Origin of the sequence: Pseudomonas sp. HLMP (assembly GCF_046365545.1) — a bacterium.
In the GTDB taxonomy this organism is placed as follows: Bacteria; Pseudomonadota; Gammaproteobacteria; order Pseudomonadales; family Pseudomonadaceae; genus Aquipseudomonas; species Aquipseudomonas guariconensis_B.
In genome coordinates this window covers 1,714,926-1,733,622 of the sequence record NZ_JBDLLR010000001.1, presented here as the reverse complement: position 1 = coordinate 1,733,622, position 18,697 = coordinate 1,714,926, and the positions used below count along the sequence as shown (strand labels likewise).

14 protein-coding genes are annotated in these 18,697 nt (G+C 65.0%); 8 read left to right on the top strand and 6 right to left on the bottom strand.

What is annotated here, in order from left to right; all coding sequences use genetic code 11:
- Positions 1–130 precede the first annotated feature (130 nt).
- From ABFA30_RS08175 to ABFA30_RS08140, 8 genes are all read left to right on the top strand, one after another.
- A complete protein-coding gene (locus ABFA30_RS08175) occupies positions 131–727 on the top strand; it encodes a superoxide dismutase (RefSeq protein ID WP_084855819.1) in 597 nt (198 codons plus the stop codon).
- Between the two features lie 376 nt (positions 728–1,103).
- Positions 1,104–3,155: a putative bifunctional diguanylate cyclase/phosphodiesterase gene (locus tag ABFA30_RS08170; RefSeq protein ID WP_225787992.1), complete on the top strand. Its 2,052-nt coding sequence runs from the start codon at positions 1,104–1,106 to the stop codon at positions 3,153–3,155.
- A gap of 146 nt (positions 3,156–3,301) precedes the next feature.
- The gene (locus ABFA30_RS08165; protein WP_253080351.1) at positions 3,302–4,639 is read left to right on the top strand and encodes an imelysin family protein; all 1,338 of its coding nucleotides are present in this window, start codon (positions 3,302–3,304) and stop codon (positions 4,637–4,639) included.
- Positions 4,640–4,880: 241 nt separating this feature from the next.
- Positions 4,881–6,308, top strand: coding sequence for a di-heme oxidoredictase family protein (locus ABFA30_RS08160; RefSeq protein ID WP_410045322.1), 1,428 nt, complete (start codon positions 4,881–4,883; stop codon positions 6,306–6,308).
- Between the two features lie 16 nt (positions 6,309–6,324).
- Positions 6,325–7,389: an imelysin family protein gene (locus tag ABFA30_RS08155; protein WP_225787989.1), complete on the top strand. Its 1,065-nt coding sequence runs from the start codon at positions 6,325–6,327 to the stop codon at positions 7,387–7,389.
- A 2-nt stretch (positions 7,390–7,391) separates the two neighbouring features.
- Positions 7,392–8,489: a DUF1513 domain-containing protein gene (locus tag ABFA30_RS08150; RefSeq protein WP_253080349.1), complete on the top strand. Its 1,098-nt coding sequence runs from the start codon at positions 7,392–7,394 to the stop codon at positions 8,487–8,489.
- A 239-nt stretch (positions 8,490–8,728) separates the two neighbouring features.
- Complete coding sequence (locus ABFA30_RS08145; RefSeq protein WP_253080348.1) at positions 8,729–9,877, top strand: efflux RND transporter periplasmic adaptor subunit; 1,149 nt, start codon at positions 8,729–8,731, stop codon at positions 9,875–9,877.
- A gap of 13 nt (positions 9,878–9,890) precedes the next feature.
- Complete coding sequence (locus ABFA30_RS08140; RefSeq protein WP_225787986.1) at positions 9,891–12,947, top strand: multidrug efflux RND transporter permease subunit; 3,057 nt, start codon at positions 9,891–9,893, stop codon at positions 12,945–12,947.
- Positions 12,948–13,006: 59 nt separating this feature from the next.
- Here the strand turns inward: ABFA30_RS08140 and ABFA30_RS08135 are convergent, their stop codons facing one another.
- From ABFA30_RS08135 to groL, 6 genes are all read right to left on the bottom strand, one after another.
- Positions 13,007–13,237: a hypothetical protein gene (locus ABFA30_RS08135; protein ID WP_225787985.1), complete on the bottom strand. Its 231-nt coding sequence runs from the start codon at positions 13,235–13,237 to the stop codon at positions 13,007–13,009.
- Complete coding sequence (locus tag ABFA30_RS08130) at positions 13,234–13,935, bottom strand: lipopolysaccharide kinase InaA family protein (protein WP_225787984.1); 702 nt, start codon at positions 13,933–13,935, stop codon at positions 13,234–13,236. Before ABFA30_RS08130 ends, ABFA30_RS08135 begins: the two co-directional genes overlap by 4 nt.
- A 6-nt stretch (positions 13,936–13,941) precedes the next feature.
- Positions 13,942–14,622, bottom strand: a complete 681-nt coding sequence (locus ABFA30_RS08125; RefSeq protein ID WP_225787983.1) for a class I SAM-dependent methyltransferase — start codon at positions 14,620–14,622, stop codon at positions 13,942–13,944.
- Between the two features lie 107 nt (positions 14,623–14,729).
- Positions 14,730–16,058 (bottom strand): sensor histidine kinase, encoded by a 1,329-nt coding sequence (locus ABFA30_RS08120; RefSeq protein WP_225787982.1) that lies wholly within the window; start codon positions 16,056–16,058, stop codon positions 14,730–14,732.
- A complete protein-coding gene (gene colR, locus ABFA30_RS08115; RefSeq protein WP_186553893.1) occupies positions 16,048–16,731 on the bottom strand; it encodes a two-component system response regulator ColR in 684 nt (227 codons plus the stop codon). Before colR ends, ABFA30_RS08120 begins: the two co-directional genes overlap by 11 nt.
- 304 nt (positions 16,732–17,035) lie before the next feature.
- Positions 17,036–18,676, bottom strand: coding sequence for a chaperonin GroEL (groL, locus tag ABFA30_RS08110; protein WP_225787981.1), 1,641 nt, complete (start codon positions 18,674–18,676; stop codon positions 17,036–17,038).
- Positions 18,677–18,697: the final 21 nt, after the last annotated feature.

Sequence of the window (18,697 nt, the reverse complement as noted above, 5' to 3'; positions counted from 1 at the left end):
GTTATGCGCGAGGCCGGGTGCTATGATCCAGCCCTTGCGTCGCAAAGAGTACAAACTCGCCGACGCTCATCGGGCCGCCCGTGATCGGCCTTGCGCAAACCGCAAACAGACCTGAATCAGGAGATCTACCATGGCTTTTGAATTGCCGCCGCTGCCGTACGCCCACGATGCCCTGCAGCCGCACATCTCCAAGGAAACCCTGGAGTATCACCACGACAAGCACCACAACACCTATGTCGTGAACCTGAACAACCTGGTCCCAGGCACCGAATTCGAAGGCAAGACCCTGGAAGAGATCGTCAAGACCTCTTCGGGTGGCATCTTCAACAACGCCGCTCAAGTCTGGAACCACACCTTCTACTGGAACTGCCTGTCGCCAAACGGTGGCGGCCAGCCGACCGGTGCCCTGGCCGATGCCATCACCAAGGCCTTCGGCTCCTTCGACAAATTCAAGGAAGAGTTCACCAAGACGTCCGTCGGCACCTTCGGCTCCGGCTGGGGCTGGCTGGTGAAGAAGGCCGACGGCTCCCTGGCTCTGGCCAGCACGATCGGCGCCGGCAACCCGCTGACCAGCGGCGACACCCCGCTGCTGACCTGCGACGTCTGGGAACACGCCTACTACATCGACTACCGCAACCTGCGTCCGAAGTACGTCGAGGCATTCTGGCAACTGGTCAACTGGGACTTCGTCGCCCAGCAGTTCGAAGGGAACACCTTCAAGGCCTGATGCTCTGGGCATCTTGAATTGAAACATCCGATGCCGGGCGACTGGCATCGGATTTTTTTTGTCCACAGAGCGCCTGAAGACGCGCTGGGGATCTCCCTATCAGGAGTGGCAAGAGAAACGCCCACGATCCGCTTTCACTTGTGGCTTGAAGCTTGAAGCTGAAAGCTCGCGGCTCACCCACGAACCGCCCGCTCTTGCCCCAGGCGGATAGCACGCTAACATCAAACATCTGGAAAGCTGACGTAGCGCACTCAAGTCGCAGGGCCGCGCAACCGATACATTGCCAAGGGCCCTTTCTACCGTGGCAATCGGTCGATAGTGTACTGCCAGGGACAATGGCAAAATAATGGCACGCGCATGGATTAAGGAACTCCCCTTGAAGCTGGAATTTCGGAACAGCTTATCGGTCAAGTTGCTCAGGGTCGTGCTGCTCTCGGCGCTGGCGGTCGGTGTCGTTCTCAGCTGTGCGCAGATCGTCTACGACGCCTACAAGACCCGCCAGGCGGTGAACACCGACGCCCAGCGCATCCTCGACATGTTCCGCGACCCATCGACCCAGGCGGTGTACAGCCTCGACCGGGAGATGGGCATGCAGGTCATGGAAGGCTTGTTCCAGGACGAGTCGGTGCGCATGGCTTCCATCGGTCATCCCAACGAAACCATGCTCGCGGAAAAGTCCCGCCCGCTACAGGACATGTCCCTGCGCTGGCTGACCGACCCGATCCTCGGCCAGGAACGCACCTTCACCACTCCGCTGGTCGGCCGTGGCCCCTACAGCGAGTACTACGGCGACCTGAGCATCACCCTGGACACCGCCAACTATGGCAAGGGCTTCCTGATCAACGCGGTGATCATCTTCATCGCCGGCGTGCTGCGCGCCTTGGCCATGGGCCTGGTGCTGTACCTGGTCTATCACTGGCTGCTGACCAAGCCGCTGTCGAAGATCATCGAGCACCTCACCCAGATCAACCCCGACCGTCCCAGCCAGCACCAGTTGCCATTGCTCAAGGGCCACGAGAAGAACGAACTGGGCCTGTGGATCAACACCGCCAACCAGTTGCTGGCCTCCATCGAGCGCAACACCCACCTGCGCCACGAGGCCGAGAACAGCCTGCAACGCATGGCCCAGTACGACTTTCTCACCGGCCTGCCCAACCGCCAGCAACTGCAGCAGCAGCTGGACAAGATCCTCGTCGACGGCGGCCGCCTGCAGCGTCGGGTGGCGGTACTGTGCGTCGGCCTCGACGACTTCAAGGGCATCAACGAACAGTTCAGCTACCAGGTCGGCGACCAACTGTTGCTGGCCCTGGCCGACCGCCTGCGCGCCCACAGTGGCCGCCTCGGCGCCCTCGCCCGCCTGGGTGGCGACCAGTTCGCCCTGGTGCAGGCCGACATCGAGCAGCCCTACGAGGCGGCCGAGCTGGCCCAGAGCATCCTCGACGACCTGGAGGTGCCATTCGCCCTGGACCACCAGCAGATCCGCCTGCGCGCCACCATCGGCATCACCCTGTTCCCGGAGGATGGCGACAGCACCGAGAAGCTGCTGCAGAAAGCCGAGCAGACCATGACCCTGGCCAAGGTCCGCTCGCGCAACCGCTACCAGTTCTATGTCGCCAGCGTCGACAGCGAGATGCGCCGGCGCCGCGAACTGGAAAAAGACCTGCGCGAGGCCCTGCCGCGCAACCAGCTGTACCTGGTGTACCAGCCGCAGGTCAGCTACCGCGACCACCGCGTGGTCGGCGTCGAGGCGCTGCTGCGCTGGCAGCATCCGGAGCTGGGTATGGTCCCGCCGGACCAGTTCATTCCCCTGGCCGAGCAGAACGGCAACATCATCGCCATCGGCGAATGGGTGCTCGACCAGGCCTGCCGTCAGTTGCGCGAATGGCACGACCTGGGCTTCAGCGAACTGCGCATGGCGGTCAACCTGTCCACCGTGCAACTGCACCACAGCGAGCTGCCACGGGTGGTCAACAACCTGCTGCAGATCTACCGCCTGCCGCCGCGCAGCCTGGAGCTGGAAGTCACCGAGACCGGCCTGATGGAAGACATCAGCACCGCCGCCCAACACCTGATCAGCCTGCGCCGCTCCGGTGCCCTGATCGCCATCGACGACTTCGGTACCGGCTACTCCTCGCTCAGCTACCTGAAGTCGCTGCCGCTGGACAAGATCAAGATCGACAAGAGCTTCGTCCAGGACCTGCTCGACGATGACGACGACGCCACCATCGTCCGGGCCATCATCCAGTTGGGCAAGAGCCTGGGCATGCAGGTGATCGCCGAGGGCGTGGAGAGCGCCGAGCAGGAGAGCTACATCATCGCCCAGGGCTGCCATGAGGGTCAGGGCTATCACTACAGCAAGCCCTTGTCTGCCCGCGAGCTGACCCTCTACCTCAAGCAGGCGCACCGCAACCAGGTGAGCGCGCTCTAACCTCGTCGCCAGGGGGGCTCGCGAAAACGACCAATCTTGATGAAATGCGCAACCGCCCCTTTACACAAAATGCAAATCTTTCGCATTATGTGGCGGTTTCGCGTGCCCCGGCACACAGTCCAACCACACGACGCAGGAAACCAACAATGATTCGAATGCCTCTGGCCTCCGCCAGTCTGCTGGCCATCGCCATCGCCCTCGCCGGTTGCGGCGAAGGCAAGGATGAAAAGGCTGCCGCTCCGCAAGCCCAGGCACCTGCTGCCGCCAGCACCAACGCCGCGGCGCCGGGGGCTGTCGACGAAACGGCCGGCAAGGCCGTGGTCAAGCATTACGCCGAGATCGTCCATGCCGTCTACAGCGATTCGCTGAGCACCGCCAAGACCCTGCAGACCGCCATCGACGCGTTCCTCGCCACCCCTAACGATGAAACCCTGGAAGCCGCCAAGCAAGCCTGGGCCGCCTCTCGCGTTCCTTACCTGCAGAGCGAAGTCTTCCGCTTCGGCAACACCATCATCGACGACTGGGAAGGCCAGGTGAACGCCTGGCCGCTGGACGAAGGCCTGATCGACTACGTCGACAAGAGCTACGAGCACGCCCTGGGCAACCCGGCGGCCAGCGCCAACATCATCGCCAACACCGAGATCCAGGTGGGCGAAGACAAGATCGACGTCAAGGACATCACCCCCGAGAAACTGGCCAGCCTGAACGAGCTGGGCGGCTCCGAGGCCAACGTCGCCACCGGTTACCACGCCATCGAGTTCCTGCTGTGGGGCCAGGACCTCAACGGCACCGGCCCAGGCGCAGGCAACCGTCCGGCTTCCGACTACCTGGAAGGCAAGGGTGCCACCGGAGGCCACAACGAGCGTCGCCGCGCCTACCTGAAGGCCGTCACCGACCTGCTGGTCAAGGACCTGGAAGAAATGGTCGGCAACTGGGCGCCGAACGTCGCCGACAACTACCGCGCCAAGCTGGAGGCCGAACCGGTGGCCGATGGCCTGCGCAAGATGCTGTTCGGCATGGGCAGCCTGTCGCTGGGCGAGCTGGCCGGCGAGCGCATGAAGGTTTCCCTGGAGGCCAACTCGCCAGAAGACGAGCACGACTGCTTCAGCGACAACACCCACTACTCGCACTTCTACGACGCCAAGGGCATCCGCAATGTCTACCTGGGCGAGTACACCCGCGTCGACGGCACCAAGATGACCGGTCCGAGCCTGTCGGAGCTGGTGGCCAAGATCGACCCAGCCACCGACGCGACCCTCAAGGCTGACCTGGAGGCCACCGAGGCGAAGATCCAGGTGATCGTCGACCACGCGCTCAAGGGTGAGCACTACGACCAGCTGATCGCTGCCGACAACACCGCCGGCAACCAGATCGTCCGCGACGCCATCGCCTCGCTGGTCAAGCAGACCGGCGCGATCGAACAGGCCGCTGGCAAGCTGGGCATCGCCAACCTGAACCCGGACACCGCCGATCACGAGTTCTGATCCTGGTGCAGTGGTTCGACAGAGGCGGCCCTCGGGCCGCCTTTTTCATTATCCGAACCTCATGGGCTTGGTAAATGCTGGGGCCGCTTCGCGCCCCGATGGCGGCCAATGGCATTGGAGCAAGCCCCCGCCCCCCCGCCAACTGACAAGGATTTCATCCAGCAAACGCAAATTGCTCTTATTCAAACCCCCTCGGCCTGCTAAGCTTGCACGCCGGTTTTTCGCTCACCCAGGATCCTCGATGTCCTCGTCGCTGTTCCGACTCCTTCCCTTGCTGCTGGCCACCACCCTGGCTGCCTGTGACGACGCCCCGCGCTTCACCCAGGCCGAACCCGGCGAGGCCCTTTCCGGCGGCAAGGCAACGGTGCAGCGCAGCGACCGCAACGCGTTCTCCTTGCCCTCGGCCAACCTCTCGCCGGAGCGGCGCCTGGACTTCAGCGTCGGCAACAGCTTCTTCCGCAACCCGTGGGTGATCGCCCCTTCCACCACCACCGCCCGCGACGGCCTCGGCCCGCTGTTCAATACCAACGCCTGCCAGAACTGCCACGTACGCGACGGCCGCGGCCATCCCCCCGAACCCGATGCCCGCAACGCGGTGTCGATGCTGGTTCGCCTGTCGATCCCCGATCAGCCGCAGTACGCCAAGGAAATCGAGCGTCTGGGCGTGGTCCCGGAGCCGGTCTACGGCACCCAGCTGCAGGACATGGCCGTCCCCGGCGTGGCCCCGGAGGGCAAGGTGCGGGTGGAATACACGCCTGAAACCGTGACCTTCGAGGACGGCCACCAGGTCGAGCTGCGCCGCCCGCGCCTGCAGATCACCCAGCTCGGCTACGGGCCGATGCACCCCGATACCCGCTTCTCCGCCCGGGTGGCGCCGCCGATGATCGGCCTTGGCCTGCTCGAGGCCATCCCCGAGGCGGCGATCCTGGCCAACGCCGACCCGGACGACGGCAACGGCGACGGCATCCGTGGCCGGCCCAACCAGGTCTGGGACCAGGCCACGGGCAAGACCGTGCTCGGCCGCTTCGGCTGGAAGGCCGGCCAGCCCAACGTCAACCAGCAGAACGTCCATGCCTTCGCCGGCGACATGGGCCTGACCACCAACCTGCAACCCGTCGACGACTGCACCCCGGCCCAGGCCGACTGCCTGGCCGCACCCAACGGCGATGGCGCCGATGGCGAGAAGGAGGTCAGCGACAACATCCTGCGCCTGGTCACCTTCTACACCCGCAACCTCGGCGTGCCAGCGCGCCGCGACGTCGATGCCCCCCAAGTGCTGGCTGGCAAGACCCTGTTCTTCCAGGCCGGCTGCCAGGGCTGCCATACCCCGCAATTCACCACCGCCGCCGATGCCAGCGAAGCGGAGCTGGCCAACCAGGTGATCCGCCCCTACAGCGACCTGCTGCTGCACGACATGGGCCCGGGCCTGGCCGACAACCGCAGCGAATTCGCTGCCGGTGGCCAGGACTGGCGCACCCCGCCCCTGTGGGGCATCGGCCTGACCGAAGCGGTCAGCGGCCACACCCAATTCCTCCATGACGGCCGCGCCCGCAACCTGCTCGAGGCCGTGCTCTGGCACGGCGGCGAAGCCGAAGCGGCGCGCAACCATGTTCTGACCTTCGATGCCGAGCAACGCGCAGCGCTGCTGGCGTTCCTGAATTCACTTTAAGCGCAAGGAGCCGGGCATGTTCCGACCCAAACTGTTGTTCACCAGCCTCGCCGCACTCGCCCTGGGCGCCTGCTCGCCACAAGACCCGCAGGCGGTGACCTCCGCCGCCATCGCCAAGCAGGTGATCCTGCCGACCTACAGCCGCTGGGTCGAAGCCGACCGCGCGCTTGCCGCCAGTGCCCTGGCCTACTGCGAAGGCAAGGCCTCCCTGGAGACCGCCCGCGCCGACTTCCTCAATGCCCAGAAGGCCTGGGCCGAGCTGCAGCCGCTGCTGGTCGGCCCGCTGGCCGAGGGCAATCGCGCCTGGCAGGTGCAGTTCTGGCCAGACAAGAAGAACCTGGTCGGCCGCCAGGTCGAGCAACTGGTCAATGGCGACAAGCCGATCGATGCCCAGGCCCTGAGCAAAGCCAGCGTGGTGGTACGTGGCCTCTCGGCCTACGAGTACATCCTGTTCGACAGCAAGCCGGACGTTGCCACCCCCGAGCAGAAGGCCCGCTACTGCCCGCTGCTGGTGGCCATCGGCGAGCACCAGAAGGCCCTGGCCGAAGAAATCCTCAAGGGCTGGAACAGCACCGACGGCATGCTGTCGCAGATGACCAAGTTCCCCAACCAGCGCTACGCCGACTCCCACGAGGCGATCGCCGACCTGCTGCGGGCCCAGGTCACCGCCCTGGATACCCTGAAGAAGAAGCTCGGCGCCCCCATGGGCCGGCAGAGCAAGGGCATCGCCCAGCCGCTGCAGGCCGAGGCCTGGCGCAGCCACTCCTCGCTCAAGAGCCTGGAGGCCAGCCTCAAGGCAGCCCAGGCGCTCTGGGCCGGGGTCGACAACCAGGGCCTGCGTGGCCTGCTGGGCAAGGACCAGGCCGCCCTGGCGGAAAAGATCGACGACGCCTACGCCACCTCTGTCAAACTGCTGGCCGACAACCAGAAGACCCTGGGCGAGCTGCTCGCCGACGACGCCGGCAAGCAGACCCTCAACCAGATCTACGACAGCCTCAACGTCGTCCACCGCCTGCACGAGGGCGAGCTGGCCAAGGCGTTGAACATCCAGCTGGGCTTCAATGCCAACGACGGTGACTGATCATGCTGCGACGCCAGGCCCTCAAACTCGGTAGCGTGTTGCTCAGCGCCCTGACCCTGGGCGGTTGGAGCCTGTTTCGCAACAAAGGCAGCGAACCCCTGCTGCTCTCGGCGCGCGACGATGGCGACGGCAGGCACTATGCGGTCGGCTACCGTCTGGACGGTACCCAGGTGTTCGCCACCCAGGTGGCCCAGCGTTGCCATGCCATCATCGACCATCCCGAGTTGCCGATCGCCCTGTTCGTCGCCCGCCGCCCCGGCACCGAAAGCTACTTGGTCGACTTGCGCGACGGGCGCCTGCTGCAGACCGTCGCCTCGCAACCGGACCGGCACTTCTATGGCCATGCGGTGATCCACAAGAGCGGCCAATGGCTGTACGCCACCGAGAACGACACCCGCGACCCGGGGCGTGGCGTGCTCGGCATCTACCGCTTCGAGGGCGAACGCCTGGTGCACAGCGGCGAGATCCCGACCCATGGCATCGGCCCGCATGAACTGTGCTGGCTACCCGACGGCGAAACCCTGGTGGTGGCCAACGGCGGCATCCGCACCGAGGCCGAGAGCCGCGTGGAGATGAACCTCGACGCCATGGAGCCGAGCCTGGTGCTGATGCAGCGCGACGGCACCCTGTTGAGCAAGGAGACTCTCGCCCAGCAGATGAACAGCGTGCGTCACCTGGCAGTCGGCAGCGACGGCACCATCGTCGCCTGCCAGCAGTTCATGGGCGATGCCGAGGAAACCGCCGAGCTGCTGGCGATCAAGCGCCCTGGCGAGCCGTTCAAGGCCTTCCCGGTGCCCGAGCGGCAGTTGCAGTCGATGGCCCAGTATACCGCCAGCGTCGCCCTGCACAGCGACTTGCGCCTGGTGGCGCTGACCGCGCCACGGGCCAACCGCCTGTTCATCTGGGACCTGGACAGCGGCGCGGTGAAGCTCGATGCACCGATGCCCGACTGTGCCGGCGTGGGGGCGGTGAAGGATGGTTTCGTGGTCACCTCCGGGCAGGGGCGTTGCCGCTTCTATGATTGCCGCAAGCGAGAGCTGGTCGGGCAGCCGATGGACCTGCCCTCCGGGTTCTGGGACAACCACCTGCATCTGGCCTGAGTATTTTCGGCGCCTGAGCGGCCCTGTTCGCGGCAGTTCGGCGCCGCGATGCCGCGCAAGGCGGTCCAGGACATACACCACCGCTCGACTGTCCGTCTGGCCCGCGCCAGCACGGCATCGGTGTCTTGTCCTTTCCCTCTCCCGCCAAAACAGGCAATACTTCCCCCATTCGCACGTGGGCAGGATCGCCCGTTGTCGTGCCAGACGAACAACAACTACGCATCCAAGGAACCGGACTTATGCTGCGCCGCCGCATGCTGATCATGTTGGCCGTGGTCCTGCTGATCGTACTGGCCCTGGGGGGCATCAAGGCCTTCTCGATCTACCAGCAGATCCAGGTGTTCTCTGCCCCGAAACCACCGGTCAGCGTGCCTGCCGCGATGGCCGAGCGACGCCTGTGGCAGGAGCGCCTGCCCGCGGTCGGCAGCCTCAAGGCGTTCCAGGGCGTGGAGCTGAGCCTGGAGGTAGCGGGCACGGTCAAGTCGCTGCACTTCGACTCCGGCCAGCAGGTCAAGGCCGGCCAGTTGCTGCTGCAACTGGACAGCGACGAGGAAGCCGCGCTGCTGCGCACTGCCCAGGCCGACCTGGGCCTGGCCAAGGTGGACTTCGGCCGCGGCAGCCAGCTGGTGGGCGATGCGGCCATCTCCCGTGGCGAGTTCGACCGCCTGGCCGCCCAGTACCGACGCAACCAAGCCGTGGTCGAGCAGCTCAAGGCATCGCTGGCGAAAAAGCGCATCCACGCGCCGTTCAGCGGCACCATCGGCATCCGCCAGGTAGATATCGGCGACTACCTGGCAAGCGGCACGGTGATCGCCACCCTGCAGGACCTCTCCAGCCTCTATGTCGACTTCAACGTGCCCGAACAGGCCTTGCCGCACCTGAGCCTTGGCCAGTCGTTGCAGGTCCAGGTGCCGGCCTACCCGGGCCAGACCTTCCCCGCCCGCCTCGGCGCCATCAACCCCAAGGTCGAGGAAAGCACCCGTAACCTGCTGGTCCGCGCCACCCTGGCCAACCCCGACGGCAAGCTGCTGCCAGGCATGTTCGCCAACCTGCAGGTGCTGCTGCCCGACCCGCGTCCCCAGGTGGTGGTGCCGGAAAGCGCCATCACCTACACCCTCTATGGCAACTCGGTCTATGTGGTCACCAGGAAGCAGAGCGAGGACCGGCAGGCGCAGCAGGACGATGGCCAGCCGACGCTGATCGCCGAACAGCGTACGGTACGCACCGGCGAGCGCCGCGATGGGCTGGTGGTGATCAGCGAAGGCCTCGAGGCCGGCGAGCAGGTGGTCACCGGCGGGCAACTGAAGCTGACCCCGGGCACGGCCATCCGCATCAGCGCGGACAAACCTCTCGAGCAGGACGACCAGGGCGCCCCCGGCGCCGACTGAACAGGAGGCAGGTATGGCGTTCACCGACCCGTTCATCCGCCGCCCGGTCCTGGCCAGCGTGGTCAGCCTGCTGATCCTGCTGCTCGGTTTCCAGGCCTGGAGCAAGCTGCAGATCCGCCAGTACCCGCAGATGGAAAATGCCCTGATCACGGTGACCACCGCCTACCCCGGGGCCAACGCCGAAACCATCCAGGGCTACATCACCCAGCCGCTGCAACAAAGCCTGGCCAGCGCCGACGGCATCGACTACATGACCTCGGTGAGCCGGCAGAACTTCTCGGTGATCTCCGTCTACGCGCGCATCGGCGCCGACAGCGACCGCCTGTTCACCCAACTGCTGGCCAAGGCCAACGAGGTACGCAACGAACTGCCCCAGGACGCCGAGGACCCGGTGCTGAGCAAGGAGGCGGCCGACGCCTCGGCGCTGATGTACATCAGCTTCTACAGCCAGCAGATGAACAACCCGCAGATCACCGACTACCTGTCGCGGGTGATCCAGCCCAAGCTCGCCACCCTGCCGGGCATGGCCGAGGCGGAAATCCTCGGCAACCAGGTGTTCGCCATGCGTATCTGGCTCGACCCGGTGCGGCTGGCCGGCTTCGGCCTCTCGGCCACCGACGTGACCGACGCGGTACGGCGCTACAACTTTCTCTCCGCCGCCGGCGAGGTCAAGGGCGAGTACGTGGTCACCAGCATCAACGCCGCCACCGAACTGAAATCCGCCGAGGCCTTCGCCGCCCTGCCCCTCAAGACCGAAGGCGACAGCCGCGTGCTGCTGGGCGATGTGGCACGGGTCGAGATGGGCGCGGAGAACTACGACACGGTCAGCTCGTTCGATGGCATCCCCTCGGTGTACATCGGCATCAAGGCCACCCCAGCGGCCAACCCGCTGGAGGTGATCAAGGAAGTGCGGCGGATCATGCCCGACCTGGAAAGCCAGTTGCCGTCTAACCTCAAGGTGTCCATCGCCTACGACGCCACCCTGTTCATCCAGGCCTCCATCGACGAGGTGATCAAGACCCTCGGCGAGGCGGTGCTGATCGTCATCGTCGTGGTGTTCCTGTTCCTCGGCGCCCTGCGCTCGGTGCTGATCCCGGTGGTGACCATCCCCCTGTCGATGATCGGCGTGCTGTTCTTCATGCAGGTGATGGGCTATTCGCTGAACCTGCTGACCTTGCTGGCGATGGTGCTGGCCATCGGCCTGGTGGTGGATGACGCCATCGTCGTGGTGGAGAACATCCACCGCCATATCGAGGAAGGCAAGACGCCCTTCGAAGCTGCCCTGGAGGGCGCGCGGGAGATCGCCATGCCGGTGGTGTCGATGACCATCACCCTGGCTGCGGTGTATGCCCCCATCGGCTTTCTCGAGGGCCTGACCGGGGCCTTGTTCAAGGAGTTCGCGTTGACCCTGGCCGGCGCGGTGATCATTTCCGGCATCGTCGCCCTGACCCTGTCACCGATGATGTGCGCCCTGCTGCTGCGCCACGAACAGAACCCCAGCGGCCTGGCCCATCGTCTGGACCTGATCTTCGACCGCCTCAAGGACCGCTACCAGCGCCTGCTGCACAGCACCCTGGAGAGTCGTCCGGTGGTTCTGGTGTTCGCCGTGATCGTGCTGTGCCTGATCCCGGTGCTGCTGATGTTCACCCACAACGAACTGGCGCCGGACGAGGACCAGGGGGTGATCTTCATGATGAGCAACTCGCCGCAGCCGACCAACCTCGACTACCTCAACGCCTACACCGATGAGTTCACACCGCTGTTCAAGCGCTTCCCCGAGTACTACTCATCGTTCCAGATCAACGGCTTCAACGGCGTACAGACCGGTATCGGCGGGTTCCTGCTCAAACCCTGGAACGAGCGCGAGCGTACCCAGATGGAGCTGTTACCCTTGGTGCAGGCCGAGCTGGAGGAGATCGGCGGCCTGCAGATCTTCGGCTTCAACCTGCCCTCGCTGCCCGGCACCGGCGAGGGCCTGCCATTCCAGTTCGTGATCAACACCGCCGGCGACTATGCGGCGCTGCTGGAGGTGGCCCAGCGCGTCAAGGACCGTGCCCAGGCCTCGGGCAAGTTCGCCTTCCTCGACATCGACCTGGCCTTCGACAAACCCGAGGTGGTGGTCGACATCGACCGGGCCAAGGCCGCGCAAATGGGCGTTTCAATGGATATCCTGGGCGGGACCCTGGCGACCCTGCTGGGCGAGGCGGAGATCAATCGCTTCACCCTCGAAGGCCGCAGCTACAAGGTGATCTCCCAGGTCGAACGGCCGTTTCGTGACAATCCCGGCTGGCTGAACAACTACTACGTGAAGAACGACCAGGGCCAATTGCTGCCGCTGTCGACCCTGATCACCCTGAGCGATCGCGCCCGTCCGCGTCAGCTCAACCAGTTCCAACAACTGAATTCGGCGATCATCCAGGGCGTGCCCATGGTCAGCATGGGCGAAGCGATCCAGACCGTGCAGGCGATCGCCCGGGAGGAGGCGCCGGAGGGGTTCTCCTTCGACTATGCCGGGGCGGCGCGACAGTTCGTCCAGGAAGGCAGCGCGCTGTGGGTCACCTTCGGCCTGGCGCTGGCGATCATCTTCCTGGTGCTGGCGGCGCAGTTCGAGAGTTTCCGCGATCCGCTGGTGATCCTGGTGACGGTGCCACTGTCGATCTGTGGCGCGCTGCTGCCCCTGTTCCTCGGGGTTTCCAGCATGAACATCTATACCCAGGTGGGCCTGGTGACCCTGATCGGGCTGATCAGCAAGCACGGGATCCTGATCGTCGAGTTCGCCAACCAGTTGCGCGAGGAGAAAGGGCTGGGCGTTCGCGAAGCGATCGAGGCGGCAGCGGCCATTCGTCTGCGGCCAGTGCTGATGACCACTGCGGCCATGGTGTTCGGCATGGTGCCGTTGATCCTGGCCAGCGGCGCCGGGGCGGTCAGCCGGTTCGACATCGGGATGGTGATCGCGACCGGGATGTCCATCGGCACGCTGTTCACCTTGTTCGTGTTGCCCTGCATCTATACGTTGCTGGCGCACCGGACGGTGGCGGCGGGAGAGAAACGCGAGGTGCAGGCCCGCTGAGGGGGGCTCATCTACCTCCGGGGCTGCTTTGCAGCCCGCTGAGGTAGATGAGCGCTCGCTCAACCAAGCGGCCGCAGCCCCTGGCGCAGGCCGAACAGGAACAACAACAGGTCGTGGTCCGGCTGGGCCTGGACCTGCTGCTTGACCACTACCCGAGGCAAGGGACACTGCCCGCCCATCTCTGCCTTGCTGAACACTGCTGGCCGCGGTTCTTCCCAGGCCGCCACCGCCGCCGTGGTCACCGCCAGGGCAGCCAACAGGAACAAAGCTCGAGCGATTTCTAGTTTCATTGCTCTAACCCTTTGACAGCGCTGCCAAACGCCATCTGGTAAAAGTAGAGCAGTGTCTGCCATTCCGCTTCATTGAGTGACGAATGGCGCCGCAACTGACGCAGGTCGTTGTAGGCCGCGCGCTGGCAGCGGATACGCCGCCGGCACTTCTCCAGGTCCAGCAGGGCCACTTCGGCTCGGGCGCGCTCGCCTTCGCCGCTGACCTTGACGAAGACATGCTTGCCATACAGGCAACCATGCTGCCAATGCCCCAGGTGCATGCGCGCCAGGTTGTCGGCCAGGTCCTTGAGCATGCGTTCATGCACGGCCTGGGGATAACGCTCCCGGGCCCCTTCGGCATGCCAGGTATCCAGTTCGACGAAGCCATCGAGGGCCTCGCTCACCAGCAGGGCACGCCATTGGCGATCGTCATCCCGCCTGGCACCGGCGAAGACGATGCGCGGCACACGCACACCGAGCCGCTCGAAACTGTGCAGGGCATCCAGCTCGCGCAGCACCGTCGGCCGGCCGAACGGATGCAGCAGGCTCCGGTAGATATGCCCGACCTGGCGCTTGGCATACAGCACTTGCCCGCGTTCGTCGTTCAGGCGCTGCACGCCACTCTCGCCGCCGCGGCGCTGGTTGGGCTCCTCGACCCACTCGCCCTGCTGCTGCCAGTAATACTCGAACCGCGACATTCTATTTTCGGCTACAGCCATGCAAACCTACCCTTTGCGCAACACATACACTCGCCACATGGCATAGAACGGCAAGAAGTCCAGACGTTCCTGAATTCTGAACCCGGCTGTCACGAATTCTTCTTCGACCGTGTCCACCGGTAACACGAAACGGTTCTGGTAGCTGCCCTGCTCTGCCCTGCTCTTGCGTCGCTGCTCGAGTTTCCTGCGCCGCCATGCCTTGAAATTGCCATCCACCCACAGCGACAGGATCACGCTGTCGCGGCTAACCCTCTGAAACTCCGAAAGAATCGTCTTGCGATGGGCCGCCTCGCCAATGTGGTGGAACAGCCGCATGCAGAAAATGCTGTCTACCGCGTTGTCGGGCAGGTCGATGGCAAAGGCAGACGTTTGCAAAGGCCGTACCCGTGCCACCACCTCTGGCGGTTGCGAGGCACAGGCTGTCTCGATCATCGCCTCGGAATTGTCGGCACCGATGATCACCCGGTTGGGCTTTTCTGCCAGCAATGGCCAGAAACGGCCGGCACCGCACGGCAGGTCCAGGACCAGGCCCGGTTCGCCAGCCAGCGCCAGGGCACGCCTGGCCAGCTGTTCGTCACGGTGGTGAGAGAGGCGACGCGCCAAGCCATCCTGGTGCTTGAGAAAGTATTCGCGGGCATGCTGCTCGTCGTACTTCTCGGAAAATTCAAGTTTGATGGGGCCTCGCATTGAACATCTCCTGATTCCAGTGCGCCGACTTTAGGCAGCTGCACGTTGGAATCAGGTCATGCAAGTGTGAAAAATCTGTCAGATGCACCGTAGGATTTTTCAGAAAGTTACCGGGAAGCAGGTGACTGGTCGCGCGTCTCGGTGTCTGGGGCCGGTGCGCTGCCCTGGCTCAGGTCCACCTGGAAGCGACAACCATGGGGCAATGTGGCCGTCAGGGTGACCCGCCAGCCCTGGTCGTCGCAGATCCGCTGCACCAGCGAAAGCCCCAGCCCCAGCCCCTCGCCCCGGCGCTCGTCGCCGCGCACGAAGGGGCGGAACATTGCCTCGCGCTGCTCCTCGGGGATCCCCACACCGCTGTCCTCGACACTGAAACCGTTGGGCTCCAGGCTCAGGCGGATGTAGCCGCTGTCGGTGTAGTGGGCGGCATTGCGCAACAGGTTGCCCATCACCGACTGCAGGAACGTGGCGTTGTACAGCACCGGGCTGGCACTGACGCGGCCATCGTAGTAGAGGGTCAGGCCCTTCTGCTCGATGGTGTCGCGCCAGACCCCGATCAGGTCGTCGGCGACCTCGCACAAGGTCGCCCGCGAGGCGATGGCCCCCTCGTCACGCTGGGCCCGGGCCAGCATCAGGAAGGTCTTGACCAGCTCGCGCATTTCTTCGGTCGCCCGCGCGATGCGCTCTACCTGGTTGCGGGAACGGCTGTCCAGGGCCGGGTTCTCCATCAACAGCTCGCAGGAGGTGGCCAGCACCATCAGCGGGGTGCGCAGCTCATGGCTGACATCGCTGGTGAACAACCGCTCACGGGTCAAGGCGTCGCGCAGCCGGCCCAGGGTATCGTCGAAGGCCGCCGCCAACTGGCCGACCTCGTCCGCCGCGTAGTCCGGCGCCAAGGGTGGCGCCAGGCCGAGCAACTGGTCACGGTGACGGACCTGGCGAGCCAGGCGGATCACCGGCGCCATCACCCGCCGGGCCAGCAGCCAGCCGAGGATCACCGCCAGCGCCAGGCTGAGCACGAAGCCCACCACCACGACCGCGAACAACACCCGCTCGCGCTCCTCGAAATCGCTCTGGTCCTGCAGCAGCACGTAGTGGCGGCCATCGACCACCTCGACCATGGCGTGGTACGACAGCTGGTCGCGAAACACTTCGTGAAAGCCTGGTTCCAGGTGGCGCAGGTCCTTGGGCAGTTCGAAGTCGTCGCGACCGCCGCTGAAGTAGAACAACTGGTCGGGGCGCGGCCGGTGACTCCAGTCGCTGATGCTGTCCATGCGCAGCAGGCGCTGCAGGTCCCCGCCGAGCACCGCGGAGATCAGCCGCTCCTCGACCAGGTGGACAGTGGCGACGATACCGAAGGCGAAGGCCCCGGCGACCAGGGCGCTCATCAGCGCGAAGGCGATGATGATGCGCTGGGCGAGGCTCTGCTTAAACTCCATCGCGACCCTCGGCGAGGCGGTAGCCGACGCCATGTACGGTGTGTAGCAGGGGCTTGTCGAACGGCTTGTCGATCACCTGGCGCAACTGGTGCACATGGCTGCGCAGGCTGTCGCTGTCGGGGCAGTCATCGCCCCACAGGGCCTCTTCCAGCACTTCGCGGCGCAGCACGTGCGGGCTCTTCTGCATCAGGACGGCAAGCAGCTTGAGGCCGACCGGGTTGAGCTTGAGCAGGCGCCCCTGGCGGGTGACCTCCAGGGTGTCGAGGTCGTAGCTGAGGTCGGCGACCTGCAGGGTCCGCCGGCCGCCCCCTTGGGAACGGCGCAGCACCGCCTCGATGCGCGCCGCCAGCTCCGACAGGGCGAAGGGTTTGAGCAGGTAGTCGTCGGCGCCGGAGCGAAAGCCTTGCAGGCGGTCGTCCAGTTGGTCGCGGGCGGTGAGCATGATCACCGGGGTGTCGCGGCGGGCGTCCTCGCGCAGGCGCTTGCACAGGGTGTAGCCATCGATGCCGGGCAGCATGATGTCGAGGACGATCAGGTCGTAGTGTTCGGTGGCGGCCAGGTGCAGCCCGGACAGACCGTCCTGGGCACAGTCGACGGTATAACCCTTCATGCCCAGGTAGTCGGCCAGGTTGGCGAGGATATCGCGGTTGTCTTCAACCAGTAGAATGCGCATCGGGGTCTCCTGTGCGGCGCTTTCGCGGGGCGCGGCAGGCGCAGCTTACGGCCATCGTGGCCGAGGCGCCAGCCTTGGGGCCGCTGCGCGGCCCATTCGCGGGCAAGCCCGCTCCCACAGGGTTCGAGTCGATCACGATGATGGGGTTCGCAGGGGCATGTGGGAGCAACGGTCTTGTGGTGTCTGTACCGGCGATGGGCTGCACAGCAGCCCCAAGGCCGAACAGCGGAATATCCCCGGGCAGCCACAATGAAAAAGCCCCGCACGAGGCGGGGCTTCTTCATGTGCAGCGGGTGAGGCTGGCTTACATCATGCCGCCCATGCCACCCATGCCGCCCATGTCAGGCATGCCTGCAGCCGGCTTGTCTTCCGGCAGGTCGGCGACCATGGCTTCGGTGGTGATCATCAGACCACCGATCGAAGCTGCGGCCTGCAGCGCCGAACGGGTGACCTTGGCTGGGTCCAGGATACCCATCTCGATCATGTCGCCGTACTCGCCGGTAGCAGCGTTGTAGCCGTAGTTGCCCGAACCCTGCTTGACCTTGTCGGCCACCACGCTCGGCTCGTCGCCAGCGTTGGCAGTGATCTGGCGCAGCGGGGCTTCGACCGAGCGACGCAGCAGGGCGATACCGACGTTCTGGTCTTCGTTGTCACCCTTGAGGTCAGCGACAGCTTGCAGGGCACGCACCAGGGCGACACCGCCGCCAGGCACGACGCCTTCTTCGACGGCTGCACGGGTGGCGTGCAGGGCGTCTTCGACGCGAGCCTTCTTCTCTTTCATCTCGACTTCGGTGCCGGCACCGACCTTGATCACGGCAACACCGCCAGCCAGCTTGGCCAGGCGCTCTTGCAGCTTCTCACGGTCGTAGTCGGAGGTGGTTTCCTCGATCTGGGCACGGATCTGCTTGACGCGAGCCTCGATGTCGGCGTCGGCGCCAGCGCCGTCGATGATGGTGGTGTTTTCCTTGGACAGGATGACGCGCTTGGCGTTACCCAGGTGCTCCAGGGTGGTGGACTCCAGGGTCAGGCCGATTTCCTCGGAGATGACCTGGCCGCCGGTCAGGGTGGCGATGTCCTGCAGCATGGCCTTGCGGCGGTCGCCGAAGCCAGGTGCCTTGACGGCCGCGACCTTGACGATGCCGCGCATGTTGTTGACCACCAGGGTGGCCAGGGCTTCGCCCTCGACGTCCTCGGCGACGATCAGCAGCGGACGGCCGGCCTTGGCGACAGCTTCCAGCACCGGCAGCAGTTCGCGGATGTTGGAGATCTTCTTGTCGACCAGCAGCAGCAGCGGGCTTTCGAGCTCGGCAACCATGGTGTCCGGCTTGTTGACGAAGTATGGCGACAGGTAGCCACGGTCGAACTGCATGCCTTCGACAACGGACAGTTCGTTCTCCAGGCCCGAACCTTCCTCGACGGTGATGACGCCTTCCTTGCCGACTTTTTCCATGGCTTCGGCGATGATTTCACCGATGGAGGTGTCGGAGTTGGCGGAGATGGTGCCTACCTGGGCGATGGCCTTGGAGTCGGCGCACGGCTTGGACAGGTTCTTCAGCTCGGCGACGATGGCGGCGGTGGCCTTGTCGATACCGCGCTTGAGGTCCATCGGGTTCATGCCGGCGGCAACGGCCTTCAGGCCTTCGTTGACGATGGCCTGGGCCAGGACGGTAGCGGTGGTGGTGCCGTCACCGGCAGCATCGTTGGCCTTGGAAGCGACTTCCTTGACCAGTTGGGCGCCCATGTTCTCGAAGGCGTCCTTCAGCTCGATTTCCTTGGCGACGGAAACGCCGTCCTTGGTGATGGTCGGCGCGCCGAAGCTCTTGGCCAGGACCACGTTGCGGCCTTTCGGGCCCAGGGTCGCTTTTACCGCGTCAGCCAGGACGTTGACACCAACGAGCATTTTCTTGCGGGCGGAATCGCCGAATTTTACGTCTTTAGCAGCCATGATCGTTTAATCCTTGAATTC

What these genes read in the sequence shown, in the direction of transcription:
- ABFA30_RS08150 (WP_253080349.1), top strand. Translation starts at nt 7,392, where the DNA reads ATGCTGCGACGCCAGGCCCTCAAACTCGGTAGCGTGTTGCTCAGCGCC.
- ABFA30_RS08160 (WP_410045322.1), top strand. Translation starts at nt 4,881, where the DNA reads ATGTCCTCGTCGCTGTTCCGACTCCTTCCCTTGCTGCTGGCCACCACC.
- ABFA30_RS08135 (WP_225787985.1), bottom strand. Translation starts at nt 13,237, where the DNA reads ATGAAACTAGAAATCGCTCGAGCTTTGTTCCTGTTGGCTGCCCTGGCG.
- ABFA30_RS08125 (WP_225787983.1), bottom strand. Translation starts at nt 14,622, where the DNA reads ATGCGAGGCCCCATCAAACTTGAATTTTCCGAGAAGTACGACGAGCAG.
- ABFA30_RS08120 (WP_225787982.1), bottom strand. Translation starts at nt 16,058, where the DNA reads ATGGAGTTTAAGCAGAGCCTCGCCCAGCGCATCATCATCGCCTTCGCG.
- ABFA30_RS08175 (WP_084855819.1), top strand. Translation starts at nt 131, where the DNA reads ATGGCTTTTGAATTGCCGCCGCTGCCGTACGCCCACGATGCCCTGCAG.
- ABFA30_RS08145 (WP_253080348.1), top strand. Translation starts at nt 8,729, where the DNA reads ATGCTGCGCCGCCGCATGCTGATCATGTTGGCCGTGGTCCTGCTGATC.
- groL (WP_225787981.1), bottom strand. Translation starts at nt 18,676, where the DNA reads ATGGCTGCTAAAGACGTAAAATTCGGCGATTCCGCCCGCAAGAAAATG.
- ABFA30_RS08140 (WP_225787986.1), top strand. Translation starts at nt 9,891, where the DNA reads ATGGCGTTCACCGACCCGTTCATCCGCCGCCCGGTCCTGGCCAGCGTG.
- colR (WP_186553893.1), bottom strand. Translation starts at nt 16,731, where the DNA reads ATGCGCATTCTACTGGTTGAAGACAACCGCGATATCCTCGCCAACCTG.
- ABFA30_RS08130 (WP_225787984.1), bottom strand. Translation starts at nt 13,935, where the DNA reads ATGGCTGTAGCCGAAAATAGAATGTCGCGGTTCGAGTATTACTGGCAG.
- ABFA30_RS08165 (WP_253080351.1), top strand. Translation starts at nt 3,302, where the DNA reads ATGATTCGAATGCCTCTGGCCTCCGCCAGTCTGCTGGCCATCGCCATC.
- ABFA30_RS08155 (WP_225787989.1), top strand. Translation starts at nt 6,325, where the DNA reads ATGTTCCGACCCAAACTGTTGTTCACCAGCCTCGCCGCACTCGCCCTG.